Annotated in this window: 15 protein-coding genes and 1 pseudogene; 7 read left to right on the forward strand and 9 right to left on the reverse strand. The window is 71.0% G+C overall.

What is annotated here, in order from left to right; translation table 11 throughout:
* Positions 1 to 8 precede the first annotated feature (8 nt).
* The 3 genes and pseudogenes from cseB to ACFYT4_RS30480 all read left to right on the forward strand — a co-directional run.
* Entirely contained in the window at positions 9 to 707 is a 699-nt protein-coding gene (cseB, locus tag ACFYT4_RS30470) for a two-component system response regulator CseB (protein WP_389276121.1), read from the forward strand.
* A complete protein-coding gene (gene cseC, locus ACFYT4_RS30475) occupies positions 596 to 2134 on the forward strand; it encodes a two-component system sensor histidine kinase CseC (protein WP_389276213.1) in 1539 nt (512 codons plus the stop codon). The genes cseB and cseC overlap by 112 nt, the downstream gene beginning before the upstream one ends.
* Positions 2135 to 2348: 214 nt before the next feature.
* A pseudogene (locus tag ACFYT4_RS30480) lies at positions 2349 to 2474 on the forward strand (NUDIX domain-containing protein); the annotation flags it as partial.
* A gap of 144 nt (positions 2475 to 2618) precedes the next feature.
* Here ACFYT4_RS30480 and ACFYT4_RS30485 read toward each other — a convergent pair.
* From ACFYT4_RS30485 to ACFYT4_RS30495, 3 genes are all read right to left on the reverse strand, one after another.
* Complete coding sequence (locus tag ACFYT4_RS30485; RefSeq protein ID WP_389276124.1) at positions 2619 to 3056, reverse strand: VOC family protein; 438 nt, start codon at positions 3054 to 3056, stop codon at positions 2619 to 2621.
* Between the two features lie 58 nt (positions 3057 to 3114).
* On the reverse strand, positions 3115 to 3645 hold the full coding sequence (locus tag ACFYT4_RS30490) for a helix-turn-helix transcriptional regulator (protein ID WP_389276216.1): 531 nt from the start codon (positions 3643 to 3645) through the stop codon (positions 3115 to 3117).
* A 201-nt stretch (positions 3646 to 3846) separates the two neighbouring features.
* Positions 3847 to 4578, reverse strand: coding sequence for a M23 family metallopeptidase (locus tag ACFYT4_RS30495; protein ID WP_389276127.1), 732 nt, complete (start codon positions 4576 to 4578; stop codon positions 3847 to 3849).
* 462 nt (positions 4579 to 5040) lie between these two features.
* Between ACFYT4_RS30495 and ACFYT4_RS30500 the strand changes: the two genes are divergently transcribed.
* From ACFYT4_RS30500 to ACFYT4_RS30510, 3 genes are all read left to right on the forward strand, one after another.
* The gene (locus ACFYT4_RS30500) at positions 5041 to 8313 is read left to right on the forward strand and encodes an NACHT domain-containing protein (RefSeq protein WP_389276130.1); all 3273 of its coding nucleotides are present in this window, start codon (positions 5041 to 5043) and stop codon (positions 8311 to 8313) included.
* Positions 8314 to 8470: 157 nt separating this feature from the next.
* Entirely contained in the window at positions 8471 to 8824 is a 354-nt protein-coding gene (locus tag ACFYT4_RS30505) for a trypco2 family protein (RefSeq protein WP_389276133.1), read from the forward strand.
* Positions 8821 to 11796, forward strand: a complete 2976-nt coding sequence (locus ACFYT4_RS30510) for an NACHT domain-containing protein (protein ID WP_389276135.1) — start codon at positions 8821 to 8823, stop codon at positions 11794 to 11796. The genes ACFYT4_RS30505 and ACFYT4_RS30510 overlap by 4 nt, the downstream gene beginning before the upstream one ends.
* Positions 11797 to 11886: 90 nt before the next feature.
* Here the strand turns inward: ACFYT4_RS30510 and ACFYT4_RS30515 are convergent, their stop codons facing one another.
* A complete protein-coding gene (locus ACFYT4_RS30515; RefSeq protein WP_389276137.1) occupies positions 11887 to 14412 on the reverse strand; it encodes an ATP-dependent Clp protease ATP-binding subunit in 2526 nt (841 codons plus the stop codon).
* Positions 14413 to 14843: 431 nt separating this feature from the next.
* On the opposite strand from ACFYT4_RS30515, the gene ACFYT4_RS30520 reads away from it, so the two are divergent.
* Positions 14844 to 15473, forward strand: coding sequence for an SCO3374 family protein (locus ACFYT4_RS30520; RefSeq protein WP_389276140.1), 630 nt, complete (start codon positions 14844 to 14846; stop codon positions 15471 to 15473).
* 11 nt (positions 15474 to 15484) lie between these two features.
* Here ACFYT4_RS30520 and ACFYT4_RS30525 read toward each other — a convergent pair whose 3' ends face one another.
* From ACFYT4_RS30525 to ACFYT4_RS30545, 5 genes are all read right to left on the reverse strand, one after another.
* On the reverse strand, positions 15485 to 15817 hold the full coding sequence (locus ACFYT4_RS30525; RefSeq protein WP_389276143.1) for an Lsr2 family protein: 333 nt from the start codon (positions 15815 to 15817) through the stop codon (positions 15485 to 15487).
* A 167-nt stretch (positions 15818 to 15984) separates the two neighbouring features.
* Complete coding sequence (locus ACFYT4_RS30530) at positions 15985 to 16506, reverse strand: amino-acid N-acetyltransferase (protein ID WP_389276145.1); 522 nt, start codon at positions 16504 to 16506, stop codon at positions 15985 to 15987.
* Between the two features lie 9 nt (positions 16507 to 16515).
* The gene (locus ACFYT4_RS30535) at positions 16516 to 17043 is read right to left on the reverse strand and encodes a BlaI/MecI/CopY family transcriptional regulator (protein WP_389276219.1); all 528 of its coding nucleotides are present in this window, start codon (positions 17041 to 17043) and stop codon (positions 16516 to 16518) included.
* Between the two features lie 149 nt (positions 17044 to 17192).
* Positions 17193 to 17366, reverse strand: coding sequence for a hypothetical protein (locus ACFYT4_RS30540; RefSeq protein WP_389276148.1), 174 nt, complete (start codon positions 17364 to 17366; stop codon positions 17193 to 17195).
* Positions 17367 to 17380: 14 nt separating this feature from the next.
* The gene (locus tag ACFYT4_RS30545) at positions 17381 to 17983 is read right to left on the reverse strand and encodes a hypothetical protein (RefSeq protein WP_389276222.1); all 603 of its coding nucleotides are present in this window, start codon (positions 17981 to 17983) and stop codon (positions 17381 to 17383) included.
* Positions 17984 to 18051 lie beyond the last annotated feature (68 nt).

The raw sequence follows: 18051 nt of genomic DNA on the forward strand, positions 1-18051 counted from the left end.
GGGCACGGATGGCCGAGACCCATGTCCTGTTCGTCGAGGACGACGATGTCATCCGGGAGGCGACCCAGCTGGCGCTGGAGCGCCAGGGATTCATGGTCACCGCGATGCCGGACGGGCTGCTGGGGCTGGAGGCGTTCCGCGCGAACCGCCCGGACATCGCGCTCCTCGATGTGATGGTGCCCGGACTCGACGGGGTGAGCCTGTGCCGGCGCATCCGGGACGAGTCGACGGTGCCCGTGATCATGCTGTCGGCGCGCGCCGACTCGATCGATGTCGTGCTCGGCCTGGAGGCGGGGGCCGACGACTATGTGACCAAGCCGTTCGACGGCGCGGTGCTGGTGGCCCGTATCCGCGCGGTCCTGCGCCGCTTCGGCCACGCGGGCGGCGGGGAAGCCGCGCTCCAGGGGCAGGGGCCGCACGGCGCTCTGCTCACCTTCGGCGATCTGGAGGTCGACACGGAGGGCATGGAGGTGCGCAAGGGGGGTGTGCCGGTAGCGCTGACCCCGACGGAGATGCGGCTGCTGCTGGAGTTCTCGTCCGCCCCGGGCACGGTTCTGTCCCGTGACAAGCTCCTGGAGCGGGTGTGGGACTACGGCTGGGGCGGCGACACCCGGGTGGTGGACGTGCATGTCCAGCGGCTGCGCACCAAGATCGGCCAGGACCGGATCGAGACGGTCCGCGGCTTCGGTTACAAGCTCAAGGCATGAAGGCCCCAGGTAAGTGGTCGCCGGGCGACCTGCGGATGAAGCCCTACGCCGCGAAGCTCCGCGGTGGCCGCCGGGCGCCCGGCGCCGTCCCTGCGGGGCCCCGCAGGACCAGGCGCCTGGCCGTGCGCACGGGCGTCCGGTGGAAGATCAGCATCGCCATCGCGCTCGTCGGCGCGCTCATCGCGATGGCCCTGAGCCTGGTCGTGCACAACGCCGCCCAGGTGTCGATGCTCGACAACGCGCGCGATGTGCAGATGGAACGCGTCCTGCTGGCACAGCGCTGGTACGAGACGGCCAAGGGCAAGGACCCCCGGTTCAACACCAAGATCAACGACCCGGCGCTGCCGGCCGAGCTCAAGCGGCTGATGAAGGAGAAGCGGCGCGGCACCTTCGTGCAGGACGCCGGGGGCGGCCCGCCCGAGATCTGGGCCGCGGTCCCGCTCTCCGACGGGGAGGTGCTCTCGCTGCACTCCCGGTTCGCCGGGCGCAGTGCCACCATCCTCCAGGACCTCGACCGGGCGCTGATCATCGGCTCGGTGTCGGTGGTCTTCGGCGGCTGCGCGCTCGGGGTGCTGATCGGCGGGCAGCTCTCGCGCCGGCTGCGCAAGGCCGCGACGGCGGCGGCCAAGGTCGCGGAGGGCCATACGGAGGTACGGGTCCGGGACGCGATCGGCGGGGTCGTCCAGGACGAGACGGACGAGCTGGCGCGCGCCGTGGACGCGCTCACCGACGCGCTGCACGAGCGCATCGAGGCGGAACGCCGGGTCACGGCCGACATCGCGCACGAACTGCGGACGCCGGTGACCGGGCTGCTCACGGCCGCCGAGCTGCTGCCGCCGGGGCGGCCGTCCGAGCTGGTACGGGACCGGGCGCAGGCGATGCGGACGCTGGTCGAGGACGTGCTGGAGGTGGCCAGGCTCGACAGCGCGTCGGAGCGGGCGGAGCTTCAGGAGATCGCGCTCGGCGAGTTCGTCAGCCGCCGTATCGCCGTGCTCAACCCCGAGGTGGACGTCCAGGTGGTCCACGAGTCCTGGGTCAGCACGGACCCCCGGCGGCTCGAACGCATCCTGCTCAATCTGCTGACCAATGCCGCCAGGCACGGCGGGACGCCGATCGAGGTCACGGTCGAGGGCCGGGTGGTACGGGTGCGGGACCACGGGCCCGGCTTCCCGGAGGCACTGCTGCGGGACGGCCCGAGCCGGTTCCGTACGGGCGCGAGCGACCGCGCGGGCACGGGCCACGGGCTCGGTCTGACGATCGCGGCGGGCCAGGCCCGGGTGCTCGGCGCCCGGCTCACCTTCCGCAACGCCGCGCCGCAGGGCACGGCGCCGCCGGGTGTGACCGGGGGCGCGATCGCGGTGCTCTGGCTGCCGGAGCACGCGCCGACGAGCACGGGGAGCTTTCCGGCGCTGACGCAGGAGCCCTGAGACCCCGGACACGGACCCGCCACCGGGCCGGGGCCGGGACCATGGCCGCGCGGAATCCGGCCACCGGGATGAGCGGAAGACGGGGTGAGCGGAAGACGACCGCCGGCCCCGGGCCGGGGCCACGGCCCGGGGCCGGGGCTCCTGGAGCGCGGCCGCCGGAACCACAGCCGCGCGGGAGCCGGGCGCCCGGGAGCCAGGGACAGCGGGAGGGCGCCCGGGCATCAGCGCGGTCGTCTTCGACGACGGCGGCCGGGTGCCGCTCGGCAGACGGGCCGACCACGGCCGCTGGTCGACGGTCGGCGGCACCCCCGAGCCCGGTGAGGAACCGGCCGACACCGCCGGGGTCGGCCCGGGCCGGGTGCCTACAGGGCCGGGCCGAAGGGCTCCGGGCCCGGCCCGGGGCCGACCGGGGCCGGGACCACGGCCCCGGAGCCGGGGCCGGGAGGGCTTCGGCCCGGGCCGGGACCCGCGGGGCTACGGCGAGCTAGTTCGCCCAGTCCTTGGAGAGGTCCAGCTCCTCGTTGCGCTCGGTCAGCGAGTACCAGTTGCCGTTGTCGTCGCGGAAGATCGCCTCGATGCCGTACGGACGCTCCTTCGGCTCCTGGACGAACTCCACCCCCCTGGCCCTGAAGGTCTCGTAGTCCCCGCGGCAGTCATCCGTACGGAATACGGCCGCGCCCAGGATACCCTTGCTGACCAGGGCTTTCAGCGCCTCGGCCGAGTCGGGGTCCATGACGGGGCCGTCGAGGCTCATCAGCGCCAGGTCCACATCGGGCTGGTCCTTGGCACCGACGGTCACCCAGCACGTGTCGCCCATGGACAGGTCCGAACGGATCTCGAAGCCGAGCTTGTCCTTGAAGAAGTTCTTGGTCCGCTCCTGGTCGAGCGTCCAGACGGTGGCGATGCCCAGGCCCTTGATCATGGCGTGCTCCCTGCTGACGGCGTTCCTGCTTGCCCCGCCAACGTAGCCACCGGCCCGCTCAGTCCGCTTCTTCGGAATTGCGGGGCTCAGCGGAAGCGGGGCCCGGCGCGGCCCCGGAGCCGCGGGCAGGCGCGGGACCGCCCGCAGCAGGCGCCGGGCCGGAACCGGGCTCCCGGGCAGGTACGGCACCGGAACCCCGGGCAGGCGCGGGACCGCCCGCAGCAGGCGGCGGGCGGTCCCGGCCGGGGAAGCCGCCCGCCCACAGCAGCGCGTAACACCCCGGTATCAGCGCGGTTCCCCGGCCCACGTACCGGGCCCGGTACTCGCTCGGGGTGAGCCCGGTCCGGCGCTTGAACCGGGAGGAGAAGGTGCCCAGGCTGCTGAAGCCCACCAGCGCGCAGATCTCGGTGACGGACAGATCCGCCGACCGCAGCAGCTCCTCGGCCCGCTCGATGCGTCTGCGGGACAGATACCGGCCGGGCGTGCACCCGTACTCCGCCTTGAACGACCGCACGAAGTGATAGCGCGAATACCCCGCGTGCGCCGCGACCGCGTCCAGGTCGAGCGGCTCGGCCCAGTCGCGGTCCATCGCGTCCTTGGCGAGGCGCAGCTGCCGCAGGCGGGCGAGGCGCGCCGGACTCGTCCTGTCCACGTGTCCGATGCTGGCACACGCCACTGACAACGGCCCCCGGCGTGTGTGAACACACCGGGGGCCGTGAGCGTGGTCCGTGCGCGCCGGGCCCGTGCGGGCTCACTGCCGGATCGCACGGGGGGCGTCGGATCGCACGGGTCAGATCGTGACGCCGACCGAACGCAGGAAGGAGACCGGGTTGACGGAGCTGCCGTAGTTCGGGGTCGTACGGATCTCGAAGTGCAGGTGGGGACCGCTGGAGTTGCCGGTGTTGCCGGACAGGGCGATCTGCTGGCCGGCCTTGACTATCTGGCCGGGCACGACGTTGACGCTGGAGAGGTGCGCGTACTGGGAGTACTTGCCGTTGTTGTGCTTGACGACGACGGCGTTGCCGTACGCGGGGCCGTCACCGGCGCCGTTGGGGCCCGCCTTCACCACGGTGCCCGCGCCCACGGACTTGACCGGGGTGCCGGTGGGCACGGCGAAGTCCTGGCCGGAGTGGTTGCTCGTCCACATGTTGCCGGCCTTGCCGTAGGTGGCGCTCAGGACGTAGCTGCTGACCGGCTTGGTCCAGGACGGCGCGGCGGCCTTCTTGGCGGCCGCCTTCTTCGCGGCGGCCTGCTTGGCGGTGGCGGCCTTGGCGGTGGCGGCGGCCTGGGCCTCCGCGGCCTTCGTGGCGGCGGCGGCCTGGGACTGGGCGGTCGCCTGGGCGGCGACGGCCGCGGCCGGGCTCATCGCGACGGTGGACGTGGCGGCCGCCGACGTACCGGTCTCAGCGGCGAACGCGGCCCCGGTTCCGAGCACGGCCGTTGCTCCCAGTCCGGCCACGACGACGGCGGCACGGGTACGGAGAACGGACGAGCGGGGACGAGCGGAAGTGACGCGCGACATATGAGAAAAGCCTCCGGGCACAAAGGGGCCCGGCACAGGAATTTGCGCCGGGGTGGGTTGGCCATCCCTTGGTAACCGACCCCCGCACTTCGCCTCAAATACCCCATCTACGACATTACGTCGTAGCCAGAGCGCCGTGAATCAGGCTCTTGACACCTTTTGACCATGAACGAGCGACTTGCGAAAGACCCGCCGGATTTTCTCCTCGGAAACAGGTTTAACCGCATGTACGAGTGGCGTAGGAGCCCGCCGTGGGAGCCCTGGAACCCGGATCGGTCCCCTTCGCCACCCGGAGGGACCAAAGTCCCGGCGGGCCCCGTTCGGGGGGTCCCCGTACAAGGCCGAACAGCGCTCCTATTCCGGCTAGTAAGGCCGAAAAGGCCTGTGTGCCTTGTCACCGTTTCGGGAACGCGATTGTGGTCCGCGCCACTAATCTCGGAGTCGGTGACGGGGGTGGGAACCATGCGGAGCAGCGCCTCGATGCGGGTCGTAGCGGTCCACGGGCAGCAACAGGGCACCGGCGTTCTGATCAGCCCGAGATACGTTCTGACCTGCGCACATGTCCTGGACAACCGGGAGTGGACGACCGAGATCTCCCATCTCGCCCTCTCCCACCGCGTCCCGTGCCGGGTGGTGTGGAGCGGCGCGGCACAGGGCATCGACGCGGCCCTGCTGTACGCCGAGGCGGAGGTGATTCCCCCCGCCCGGCTGGGCCGGCTCCGCTGGGGACGCCCGACCAGGGACGATCCGCTGCCCGGCTGCCAGACCATGGGCTTCCCCGGCCAGCAGCGCTACGGCGGCGCCAAGCTCGACTTCGGCCAGTACACGGGCAGTGTGCTGCCGGTCGCCGGCCGGGTGCGGGGCGCGCTCACCTTCTGGCTGGACCGCTCCCCCGGCGCCGTACCGCCCGGCGGGGCCTCACCCCTCGACGGGCTGTCCGGGTCCCCGGTCTTCGCCGGGTCCGTGCTGTTGGGGATCGTGTCGACGGTGCGCGGCACGGAGGGCCACCAGCAGCTGGAGGCCGTACCGCTGAGGGCGGTCCACGAGCCCATGATCTCCGCGTTGACGAACCACGGACCCCACGGCGACGCGGCCCTCGGGCTGCCGCCCCTGGAGAACGTCGCCCGATTCGACCCGCGGGACGCCGCCTTCGAGGAGCGGTACGCCGCCGCGCTCAAGGTGCGGTACCGCAGGACGGAGATCTTCGGCATCGACGATCTGGGCATCAGCGAGGCGAGCTGGGACCTGGACACCGCGTATCTGAGCCTCGAAGTCACCCGGCTGGGCAGCGACAGCGTCCGGACCGGCTTCTCCTCCCCCCTCGAACCGCGGCCCGTCCCCCGCCCCGGCCGGGTGGAGGAACTGCTCGGCACCAGCCGCCGCGCCCTCCTGCGCGGCGAGGCGGGCGCCGGGAAGACGACCCTGGTGTGGTGGCTCGCCTCCCACGCGGCCAACGGCACCCTCCCCGCCGAACTGGACCAGCTCAACGGCCTGGTGCCGTTCGTCGTCCCCATGCGCAGCCTCCAGACCCGGGGCGACCGCTTCCCCGGCCCCGACGAACTCCCGCGCGTCGCCGAACTCCCCGTCGGCCGACCGCCCGACGGCTGGGCCGAACGCGTCCTGGAGTCCGGGCGGGCACTCCTGCTCGTGGACGGGCTCGACGAACTCCCCGAGACCCACCGGCACAAGCCCGACCGCCACAAGGCCCGCACCTGGCTGACCGACCTCCTCCGGCGGTACGGCGACAGCCGCTGTCTGGCGACCGTACGGCCGGGCGCGGTCGAGTCCCGCTGGCTGGCCTCCGAGGGCTTCGCCGAACTGCTGCTCCTCCCCATGAGCGACAACGACATCGCCGCGTTCGTCACCGCCTGGCACAGCGCGGCCCGCCTGGAGTACGCGGCCCTCGCCGACACGGCACGCGCCGAGGCGGAGTCCCGTCACCTCGACCAGTTGGAGCGGGCGCTGGGCCGGGAGTTCGCCCACAACAGGGTCCTGCGCGATCTCGCCCGTACGCCCCTGCTGTGCGCCGTCATCTGCGTACTGCACCGCAAGCGGGAGGGCGAACTGCCCGGAACCCGCTGGGAGCTGTACCACGCGACCCTGGAGATGCTGCTCGGCAAACGGGACCGGCGGCGGGGCATCGACGCGCCCGAGGGGCTGAGGATCGGCATCGAGGAGCACAAGCTGCTGCTCCAGCACCTCGCCGTCTGGCTCGTCCGCAACGGCCGCACCCAGCTCACCCCCGACGAGGCCGTCACCCAGATCGCGAAGGCGGCCAAGGGCATGCCGCAGGTGCGGCGACAGGGCAGTGCCGAGCAGATCCTGACCCACCTCCTGAACCGCAGCGGACTGCTCCAGCAGCACACCGGGGAGGCGGTCCAGTTCATCCACCGCACCTTCCAGGACTATCTGGCCGCCAAGGAGTTCGCGGAGACCGACAGCATGAGCGAGCTGCTGCAGCGGGCGTCCGACGAGCAGTGGCAGGACGTCATCCGGCTGTCGGCGGGCCACTTCGACCGCGGCCGGGTCAGCCGGCTGGTCGACCGGCTCGGCGCCCTCGGGGACGGCGCCGGGAACGGCCGCGCGCTGCATCTCCTCGCCGCGCACTGCGCTTCGTCCGCCGTCTTCCTCGACGGCCGCGTCCGGGAGGAGACGGAACGCCGGATCAGGTCCCTGATGCCTCCGCGGAGCTCCCGGGAGGTCCGTGATCTGGCCGGTCTCGGCACCTATGTGCTGCCCCTGCTGCCGGGCCCCTCGGACGGTTCCCCGGACGGCGACAAGCTGGTCGTCGACATGATCGCGCAGATCGGGGACGCGGCGGCCATGGAGGCGCTGGCGCCGTTCACCGGACATGCCGACCCCCGGGTGCGTACGGCCCTCCTGGCCGCCTGGAGCGGCTTCCCGGCGGCGCAGTACGCCCGCGACGTGCTGTCGCGGGTCCGCCTCGACGATGTCCTCCTGGAGGTCCACACCGACGAACAGCTCCGCGGTCTGCGCCACCTGGGGCCGGTCCGCTCCCTCGGGGTCCACGGCGACCACACCGCGCCCCGGCTCGACGGCCGCCTGCCAGCCGACGGACTCGAACGTCTGCTGCTCACCGGCAACAAGAAGGTCACCGACCTGGGTTTCGTCCGCAACCGCCCCGCGATCTCCCATCTCGCACTCGCCGACTGCCCCGCGCTGAACACCCTCGACGAGCTGAGCGACCGCTCCTTCTCCCTGCTCGGCCTGGACTCACGCCTCCTGGCCCTGCCCACGCCCCGCACCCGGGTCCGGCGGCTCCTGCTGGTCGGCCGCACCGGGTTTCCGTACGACGGACTCGCCCGCTGGGTCACGGTGGAGAAAGTCGCCTTCAACAGGGCGGCCCCTCTGCACATCCCCTCGCTCGTCGAGGCCGTCGGACGCATGACCGCCTGCCGGCACCTGGAACTCCATCAGCTGGGCGGGTTCCCCCCGGACGTGCCCGCCCGTGCCCCCGGGATCGGCGAGCTGGTGCTCGACGGCATCGAGCAGGCGATCGACACCGCGCTGCTGGCACGGGTCTTCCCCGGCCTGCGCCGACTGGAGCTGCGCGTCAGCGAAGGCGAGCACGACCCGCCGTACACCGTCGATCTCGCCCCCTGGTCCGGTGTCGCCGACCTCACCGTCGAACTCGCCCACCCCCGGGGCAGCCGACTGCGGGTGCAGGGAGCCGAGCGCTTCGAAGGCCGTCTGCGCATCGAGGCCGTTCCCTGACCGGCGGGGTTACGGCACCGCGGAGGGCTCACGCTCCCGGCGCGCGAGAGCGCCCGCCGCCCGTCGGTATGCGCCCGCCGCGCACCCCGTCCGTCCGGAATCGCGAAGTTCGCGGAACCGCGCGCGTACCGGGCCGTGGCTCGGTACGGTCCGGGCCATGAGCGACACCGACACCGACATCGAACTCGCCGACGCCATCGAATCCGTCCGGGACCAGCTCATCGACGCCGCGACCCGGGCGACCGGCCGTCCCGTGCTCTTCGAAATGGGCGACATCGAGATGGAGTTCACGGTCGAGCTGCGCAAGGAGACCAAGGCGGGCGGCAAGGTGAGGGCCTGGGTCCTGGAGGGCGGCGCGGACACGGGCCGCGCCACCGGCCGCACCCACCGGGTCGCCTTCACCCTCAAGGCGAAGGACGCCCGGACGGGCGGCTCCTGGCTGGTGGGCCATAACGACCAGGGCGATACGAGCGACTTCGGCGGGGACGACCCGTATCCGGGAACGCGGTGAATTCGTCCCCGCCGCCGCCCGTGACCCTCACCGAGAGGGTCGTGGCGGTCCTCGGACGATGCCAGGGGACCGGGGCGTTCATCACCCCGAGCACCGTGCTGACCTGCGCCCATGTGATCGGCTCCGGGCACAACGCCCGCGTGGTGACGGCGGGGCCGATCCCCGGGTCGGCGCGGAATCTGCTCTGCCAGGTCGTCTGGTCCGACGCACGGCTCGATGTGGCGCTGCTCCAGCTCCCCGAGAGCGCGGCACCCCCCGTCAAGGTGTGGGTGGTGGGAACCCGGGCCCGGGAAACATCCGTCCGGATGGCCGCGGTCGCGACCGAACGCCCCCTGCCGCACTGTGTGATCACCGGGTTCCCCGGGATCCAGCGGTACGACGGCCGGAAGCTCGACGTCGACCAGTACACCGGAACCGTCCTGCCGCTGGCGGGCCTCATCCGCCGCACGATGGTGTTCGAGTTCGACCGCCCGCCCGCCGCCGAACCCGCCGACGGCACCTCCCCCCTGGCCGGTCTCTCCGGCGCTCCCGTGTACGCGGGCGACACCCTGCTCGGCATCGTCAGGGAGGTGCCGCGCGGCCGCAACCACCACCGGGTGGAGTGCGTTCCCATCAGCTCGGTGGTCGCGCACCCCGATGTCCGCGAGTGGTACGAGCACCACCGCCATCTGCGGCTGCCCCGGCTGGAGAGCCTCACCCACGTCCACCCCGACGACTCCCGCTACGAGGAGGAGTACGCGGAGGCCCTGGCGACCGAGTACCGCAGGACCAGGATCTTCGGCCTCGACGAGCTGAGCACGCGGGACTCCGCCTGGGAGCTGGACACCGCGTACATGAGCCTGGAGGCCGTGCCGCAGGAGGGCGACGGACGGGCCGCCGCCCTCGGCAAGACGTCCCCCCAGCGCATCGAGTCCCTGCTCGCCACCCGCCCCCGACTGCTGATCAGGGGGGACGCTGGCGCGGGCAAGACCACGCTCGTCAAGTGGCTGGCCGCCCATGCCGCGTCCGGCACCCTCGACTCCCGTCTCGCCGAACTCAACGGTCTGGTGCCGTTCGTCGTCCCCCTGCGCACCCTGCGAGCCGAGGGCGGGGGCTTCCCCGGACCCGACCGGCTCCCCGCCGCGTCCCGGCTGATGGTCGGCGAGGCTCCCCGGGGCTGGGCGCGCCGGGTCCTGGAGGCCGGGCGGGCGCTGCTGCTCGTCGACGGACTGGACGAGATCCCCCCGGAGGAGCGCGAAGAGGCCCGCCGGCGGCTGACCAGCCTGCTGGAGCTCTTCCCCCGCACCCGGTGCGTGGCGACCGTGCGCCCGCTCGCGGTCGCCCAGGACTGGCTGGAGTCGGAGGACTTCGAGGAGGTACGCCTCCTGCCGATGCGGCAGGACGACATCCAGGCGTTCATCACCGCCTGGCACGCGGCGGCCCGGCTCGACAGCGGGGACCCGGAGGACCTGACCGCCCTGGAACGGAATCTGGCCCGCCAGCTCACCCGGAACCACACCCTGGAGGATCTGGCCCGGACCCCGCTGCTGTGCGCCGTCATCTGCGCGCTGCACCGGAAGCGGGAGGGCTTCTTACCCCCGACCCGCTGGGCGCTGTACCGCTCCGCGCTGGAGCTGCTGCTCGGTGAACGCGACAAGCGCCGCACGATCGGCGCGCCCGAGGGCATCACGATGACGGTCGACGAACACCAGCAGCTCCTCCAGCGGATCGCGGTGTGGCTGGTACGGGGCGGCCAGACCGAGTTCACCCGTGAGCAGGCGCTCCACCAGCTGTCCCTGGCGCTGCGGGGCATGCCGCGCGTCCGGGAACAGGGCCCGATCGAGCAGGTGCTGATCCATCTCCTCAACCGCAGCGGTCTCCTCCAGGAACAGGTGGAAGGCGTCTTCCAGTTCACCCACCGCACGTTCCAGGACTTCCTGGCGGCCAAGGAGTTCGTGGAGGGGGACCAGGTGAACGAGCTGCTCCGCCACGCGCACGAGGAGCAGTGGCACGACGTCCTCCTGCTGGCGGCCGGCCACTGCTCCCGCCGTGAACTCCCCGTGCTGGTCGGGGGGCTGGTGGCCGCGGGGGACGCGGAACCGGCGGGCATGGACCGGACGTCGCTGCACGCGCTGGCGGCGCTGTGCGCCCAGCACGCGGCCTATCTCGACGAGGGAACCCGGGAGAAGGTCGACACCGCGATCCGACGAGCCCTCCCGCCCCGCAAATCGGCCGTCGTGGGACTCATGGCCCGGCTGGGCACCGATGTGCTGCCGCTGCTGCCCGACTTCGGCACCCTCGCGCCCGGCGATCTGGGCCGCACGGCGGATCTGATCGGCGAGATCGGGGGCGCCGCCGCCCTTCCGTACGCGGTGCGTCTGGCGGCCTCCACCGGCTCCGGATCGGTGGCCGCCTCGCTGGCCCGCAAGTGGGCCAACTACCCGACCGAGGAGTACCTCCGGGAGGTCCTGCTCCGGATCGATCTGAGCAGCGTCTATCTGTATCTGACCCGTCCCGAGCAACTGCCCCTGCTGCGCAGGCTGCCGCGGACACCGCACCTCAGCTTCACCAACGACTTCCCGCCCGCCGAGCTGGCCGCCGCCCTCGCGGGGCGGACCTGCGAGTCGCTCGATCTGATCGGCAACCGCCTCCTCACCGACCTCGCCTTTCTGCGCTCCTGCGGCCCCGGCGTCACCGAGATGTACATCGGCCACTGCCCGGGCCTGGAGAGCTATGCCCCCCTGGCCGCATTCCGTTCCCTGTGGGCGCTGGGCATCAGCTCCCAGCGGATCTCCGCCGACGATCTGAGGATGATCGCCGGGCTGCCCGCGCTGAGGATGCTCAACCTCGGCAGTCCGTCACCGGCGGAGGGCGGGCTCGATCTGACACCGCTCCACGCGGTGCCCGGGCTGGAGGTCTTCGTCCATGGAGTCCCCGAGCACCTCATCAGGGGCCGCGAAGGGCTCGGCGACCGCCTCACGCTCGGCGTCTGACCCCTGGCGGCCCGCCCCAGAAAAAGGGGCTGCCCCGGCCCGTACGTCTCCGTACGAACCGGGGCAGCCCGTCAGGCGCGGTCCCGGAGGCTACGCCTCCTTGGACAGATTCGGCCCGGCGCCGCCCGCCGCCTGCTCGATCGGCGGAACGTCCGGCAGCGCGGACTTCTCCTCGCCGCGGAAGGTGAACTTCTTCTCCTCACCCTCGCCCTCGGAGTCCACGACCACGATGTGACCGGGGCGCAGCTCGCCGAAGAGGATCTTCTCGGAGAGGATGTCCTCGATCTCGCGCTGGATCGTCCGGCGCAGCGGCCGGGCGCCCAGCACCGGGTCGTAGCCCTTCTTCGCGAGGAGCGACTTGGCCGTGGGGCTGAGCTCCAGGCCCATGTCACGGTCCTTGAGGCGCTCGTCGACCTTGGCGATCATCAGGTCGACGATCTGGATGATGTCTTCCTCGGTGAGCTGGTGGAAGACGACCGTGTCGTCGACACGGTTCAGGAACTCGGGCCGGAAGTGCTGCTTCAGCTCTTCGTTGACCTTCGCCTTCATCCGCTCGTAGCCGGTCTTGACATCGCCCTGTGCCGCGAAGCCCAGGTTGAATCCCTTGGAGATGTCCCGGGTCCCGAGGTTGGTCGTCATGATGATGACCGTGTTCTTGAAGTCCACGACGCGGCCCTGGGAGTCGGTCAGCCGACCGTCCTCCAGGATCTGCAGAAGGGAATTGAAGATATCGGGGTGGGCCTTCTCCACCTCGTCGAAGAGGACGACGGAGAACGGCTTCCGGCGGACCTTCTCGGTGAGCTGGCCGCCCTCTTCGTATCCCACGTATCCGGGCGGGGAACCGAAGAGACGGGAAACCGTGTGCTTCTCGCTGAACTCCGACATGTCGAGGGAGATCAGGGCGTCCTCGTCGCCGAAGAGGAATTCGGCGAGCGTCTTGGACAGCTCGGTCTTACCGACACCGGAGGGGCCGGCGAAGATGAACGAGCCACCGGGGCGCTTCGGGTCCTTCAGACCCGCACGCGTACGGCGAATGGCCTGCGAGAGGGCCTTGATGGCGTCCTTCTGCCCGATGACGCGCTTGTGCAGCTCGTCTTCCATGCGCAGCAGGCGGGAGGACTCCTCCTCCGTCAGCTTGAAGACGGGAATGCCGGTCGCCGTGGCGAGGACTTCGGCGATCAGCTCGCCGTCGACCTCGGCGACGACGTCCATGTCGCCGGCCTTCCATTCCTTCTCGCGCTTGGCCTTCGCGGCGAGGAGCTGCTTCTCCTTGTCGCGCAGGGAGGCAGCCTTCTCGAAGTCCTGGGAGTCGATCGCCGACTCCTTGTCGCGGCGCACGCCCGCGATCTTCTCGTCGAACTCGCGGAGGTCCGGCGGCGCGGTCATCCGGCGGATGCGCATCCGGGAGCCGGCCTCGTCGATCAGGTCGATCGCCTTGTCCGGCAGGAAGCGGTCCGAGATGTACCGGTCGGCCAGGGTCGCGGCCTGGACGAGGGCCTCGTCGGTGATGGAGACCCGGTGGTGGGCCTCGTACCGGTCGCGCAGGCCCTTGAGGATCTCGATGGTGTGCGGCAGCGACGGCTCCGCGACCTGGATGGGCTGGAAGCGGCGCTCCAGGGCCGCGTCCTTCTCCAGGTGCTTGCGGTACTCGTCGAGCGTGGTGGCGCCGATGGTCTGGAGCTCACCCCGGGCGAGCATCGGCTTGAGGATGCTGGCCGCGTCGATCGCGCCCTCGGCGGCACCCGCGCCGACGAGCGTGTGCAGCTCGTCGATGAACAGGATGATGTCGCCGCGGGTGCGGATCTCCTTGAGGACCTTCTTCAGGCGCTCCTCGAAGTCACCGCGGTAGCGGGAGCCCGCGACCAGCGCGCCGAGGTCCAGGGTGTAGAGGTGCTTGTCCTTGAGGGTCTCGGGCACCTCGCCCTTGACGATGGCCTGCGCCAGGCCCTCGACGACCGCCGTCTTGCCGACGCCGGGCTCGCCGATGAGCACGGGGTTGTTCTTGGTACGGCGGGACAGCACCTGCATGACCCGCTCGATCTCCTTCTCGCGCCCGATGACCGGGTCGAGCTTGGACTCACGGGCGGCCTGCGTGAGATTGCGGCCGAACTGGTCCAGGACGAGCGAGGTCGAGGGCGTGCCCTCGGCGGGGCCCCCTGCGGTGGCGGCCTCCTTGCCCGAATAGCCGGAGAGCAGCTGGATGACCTGCTGCCGCACCCGGTTCAGGTCGGCGCCCAGCTTCACGAGGACCTGGGCCGCGACGCCCTCGCCCTCGCGGATCAGGCCGAGCAGGATGTGCTCGGTGCCGATGTAGTTGTGCCCGAGCTGGAGGGCCTCGCGGAGCGACAGCTCCAGGACCTTCTTGGCACGGGGAGTGAAGGGGATGTGCCCGGACGGGGCCTGCTGGCCCTGGCCGATGATCTCCTCCACCTGCTGGCGGACCGCCTCGAGCGAAATCCCGAGGCTCTCCAGGGCCTTAGCGGCGACACCCTCACCCTCGTGGATAAGGCCCAGGAGGATGTGCTCGGTGCCGATGTAGTTGTGGTTGAGCATCCGGGCTTCTTCCTGAGCCAGGACGACAACCCGCCGCGCGCGGTCGGTGAACCTCTCGAACATCGTTAATCGCTCCTCAGAGCGGTCAGGCAGTAAGGGGTCGGTCCCCTCCCTGTCCTTCCGCAGCTTAGTCCCGCAAGCGGGGACCGCTCATTCCAACTGCCGACACCCGTCTGTGGCCTCCTGAGCCCTGAACGCCGACAACTGCTCCAACCCGATGGTGCGAGACGATGTTCCCGCAGGCCAGGCAGTTACTCTCTCCATCTGTACGCCGATGGCGAACGTAAGGCCGTCCTGCGAGCGTGTCGCCCCTCCCCACTAGGAATGTCTTACCCGTAAGCACTGACACTCCATGCGGCGCGCACCGGTTCCCTCCGCTACGGGCGAACAGACTTGCTTCGCCGCACACGGCCGAACGCCCCGGATCGGGGCACCGTGCGCAATGCCCGCCCCACCCTGCGTAACTCTTTGGGCCGATCGGGAGTTCCCGGGGTGTGACCGTCAGCCTTCCGTCCCAGCGTCAGCCCTCCGAGGGGCACGAGGCCCGCTCCCGGGCCGTCGCGCGGTGGTACGGGACGACACTCGGCTGGGCGGTCGCGGAGGGCTCCCCGGCGGCCGTGGGCGGGCCCGTCCGGCTGCTCACCGGGCTGCGCTTCGATGTGCTGGAGCTGCCCGCGGACGCGGGCGCCGCCGTCCTGCGCCGTGCGGTCCCCACCGGGCCCGTCGCGCTGGAGGGGGACCGGATGCGGCTGCTGGTGGCCGCGGGGAGCGCCGATGAGCTGCCGGAGCTGCTCGACTGGCTGCAGTGGGGCGGGATCGCCCTGGGGCTGACCGCGCTCGGCGCGGGCGGGCGGACGACCGCTCCGGTACCGCCCGGCTGGGCCGGCTCGCGGGGGGCCGCCGTGTGGCTGCGGCCCCCCGTGCCGGGGCGTGAGGTGGAGCCGACTCTTCCGGCCCTCGCCCCGTTCGGGCGGCGCGGCCCGGGAGCGGGTGCCGGAGGCGGCCCCGATCTCGTACGGCTCCTGGACACGGCGGCGACGGAATGCCACCGGGCCCGTTTGCTGCGTACGAATGTCCGTGCGAACCAGTACCAATACGCAGCGGGTGAATACTCGGCCGATTAAGAGTGCGCTGATCAGCCGTTGGCCTTCTCGTACGCCTCACGCACCGTGGCGGGGACGCGCCCGCGGTCGTTGACCTCGTAACCGTTCGCCTTGGCCCAGGCGCGGACTTCCGCGGTGTTCTTGTTGTCGCTCGCCGCGCGGCCCTTGCCGCGGCCCGCGGCGGCACGCCCACCGGTCCGCCGGCCGCTCTTGGCGTACGGCTCCAGCAGCCCGCGGAGCTTGTCCGCATTGGCAGTGGTGAGGTCGATCTCGTAGGTCTTGCCGTCCAGAGCGAACGTCACCGTCTCGTCCGCCTCGCCGCCGTCGAGGTCGTCGACAAGAAGGACCTGAACCTTCTGTGCCACCGGATTTCCTTTCATCGAAAATGCAGTACGCGGAAAGGAAACCGCTTTTCCCTGGAAAACACAAACCCTTGGCAGAGGTTCAGAACCCCGGGAAGACGGGAAACGTGCGCGATTCGGACATAGGGATCCGGTCCGGGTTCACGGTCCCGGATGGGGCCCGAGGGGGATCACAGGTGCAGAAGCATCCGGCTGTTGCCCAGGGTGTTCGGCTTCACGCGTTCGAGCCCGAGGAACTCGGCGACGCCCTCGTCATAGGAACGCAGCAGCTCGGTGTAGACATCTCCGTCGACCGGCGTCTCACCGATCTCGACGAAGCCGTGCTTGCCGAAGAAGTCCACTTCGAAGGTGAGGCAGAAAACCCTGCGCACCTCCAGCCAGCGCGCCGTCTGCAACAGCTTGTCAAGCAGCTGGTGACCGATGCCGGTGCCCTTCAAGAGCGGGTCGACGGCAAGAGTGCGCACTTCCGCGAGGTCTTCCCAGATGACATGCAGGGCACCACATCCGACGACCGTACCGTCTTCCTCGCGTTCGGCGACCCAGAACTCCTGGATGGCTTCGTAAAGAGTGACGGTTGCTTTGTCGAGCAGGATGCCTTCACTCACGTACGGATCGACGAGCCGGCGGACCGAGGGCACATCGCTGGTCCTGGCACGCCGGACGGTGATGGCATTTGCTGCGGGATAAGGCATGCGCCGACGCTATCGCCCCGTGGTCGGCGGGCCGTCGGCGGCCTCGTCACGGCGAACACCCGCCTGAACTGCGCGCCCGGCTTCGGCGGCGTCTTCACTCTCCGCGCCGCTCTCGCCTTCGCTCCGGTCTTCGCTTCCGGCATCACCGCCGGCATCACCGTGAACGGTGTCTTCCGGTGCGTTGTCGACCTCAACGGGATCGTTCTGCGGGGCGTCCGCCTGAACGATACGGACCGCCGCCCGCAGAGCTTCCCGCTGCTCCTGCGACATCATGCCGAAGAAGGCGACCAGGGCGGCCGCGGGGTTGTCACTCTTGGACCAGGCTTCGTTCATGAGCGCGGCCGAGTAGGCGGCACGGGTGGAGACGGCCGTATATCGATAGGCACGGCCCTCGACTTCCCTGCGGACCCAGCCCTTCTGATGGAGATTGTCCATTACCGTCATGACGGTCGTGTACGCGATGGACCGGTCCTGCTGAAGGTCTTCCAGGACTTCCCGGACGGTGACCGGCCGGTTCCATTGCCAGACGCGTGTCATGACGGCGTCTTCGAGATCTCCCAATTGGCGGGGCACATCGTCACCATAGTGGGAGAAGTCGGAATATTCAGTAATGACGGAACAAAAAGGACACATGACCGACGGGAAGTCAGCCATGTGTCCTGTACGCGCCGGGGGCGGGTGGGGCGTCAGTCGCCCTTGACGGTCTGGCGGGCCGCCTCCGCGCGGGCGATCGCGGCGTCCACGAACGCGTCCTCCTTGGCCTTGTTCGGGCCGCCTTGGCTCTTGACGATCGTCACGATCAGGATGGTGAAGAAGACGGCCATCACCACGGGAGGCACAAGCGCGGATACGTAGTCCATGGTTGCCAGAGTAGCTAGCCCGCGGCCCGCTCCTCCGGTGGGGGCACGGGTCTGCGGCGTGGCGGGAAGACCTCGGACGGCTTGGGCACGGGCCGCTCGCCGGGCGCGGGGGAGGCGGGCTCGGGCTTCGGCCGGGGCCGCGGCTCGGGCTTCGGGCGCCGTTCGTCGGCGGCGCGGCCCCCGGGGAGCGCGAGGAGGCGGGTCCGGGGGGCGGGGGCGGTCGCGCCCGCTTCCGGCGCGTCCGGGCGGGCGGCCAGGCGGGCGCGTACCGACCGCTCCGCGATCACCTCGCAGTGGTCCAGCACCGCCGCGGCGACCGGGTTGCCGCGCAGGGCCCGCAGGGCGGCGAGGTCGTCCGGGCGAGGGTCGTAGCCGGCCGCCAGAGCGTCCTGGAGCAGCTCCAGGTAGCCCGCCACCGCGCCGGGGAGCGCGGCGCGGTAGCGGGCGAGATCGGCGAGCAGGAAGGCGCGCAGCCGGCCCGCCTCGCGTGCGGCCTCGTCCACGGAATCTGCCAGCCGCAGGCAGTCCTGGACGTCCTCGTCGGCGAGGGGGGCGGGCTGAAGGGCAACGGCGAGGGCGCGTCGGAGCACACGCAGCTCGTCTGCGCTGAAGGCCATGCCGCCGCGGGATCCGTATGGCGTGGGCATGCCCCGACGATACGCGCGCTCGGACAAAATCGGGCTAA

Origin of the sequence: Streptomyces sp. NPDC004609 (assembly GCF_042873655.1) — a bacterium.
GTDB lineage: Bacteria > Actinomycetota > Actinomycetes > Streptomycetales > Streptomycetaceae > Streptomyces.

Coding starts and splice junctions, on each gene's coding strand:
- cseB (WP_389276121.1), top strand. CDS start 9: ATGGCCGAGACCCATGTCCTGTTCGTCGAGGACGACGATGTCATCCGG.
- ACFYT4_RS30485 (WP_389276124.1), bottom strand. CDS start 3,056: ATGATCAAGGGCCTGGGCATCGCCACCGTCTGGACGCTCGACCAGGAG.
- ACFYT4_RS30490 (WP_389276216.1), bottom strand. CDS start 3,645: ATGGACCGCGACTGGGCCGAGCCGCTCGACCTGGACGCGGTCGCGGCG.
- ACFYT4_RS30495 (WP_389276127.1), bottom strand. CDS start 4,578: ATGTCGCGCGTCACTTCCGCTCGTCCCCGCTCGTCCGTTCTCCGTACC.
- ACFYT4_RS30500 (WP_389276130.1), top strand. CDS start 5,041: ATGCGGAGCAGCGCCTCGATGCGGGTCGTAGCGGTCCACGGGCAGCAA.
- ACFYT4_RS30505 (WP_389276133.1), top strand. CDS start 8,471: ATGAGCGACACCGACACCGACATCGAACTCGCCGACGCCATCGAATCC.
- ACFYT4_RS30515 (WP_389276137.1), bottom strand. CDS start 14,412: ATGTTCGAGAGGTTCACCGACCGCGCGCGGCGGGTTGTCGTCCTGGCT.
- ACFYT4_RS30530 (WP_389276145.1), bottom strand. CDS start 16,506: ATGCCTTATCCCGCAGCAAATGCCATCACCGTCCGGCGTGCCAGGACC.
- ACFYT4_RS30535 (WP_389276219.1), bottom strand. CDS start 17,043: ATGACACGCGTCTGGCAATGGAACCGGCCGGTCACCGTCCGGGAAGTC.
- ACFYT4_RS30540 (WP_389276148.1), bottom strand. CDS start 17,366: ATGGACTACGTATCCGCGCTTGTGCCTCCCGTGGTGATGGCCGTCTTC.
- ACFYT4_RS30545 (WP_389276222.1), bottom strand. CDS start 17,983: ATGGCCTTCAGCGCAGACGAGCTGCGTGTGCTCCGACGCGCCCTCGCC.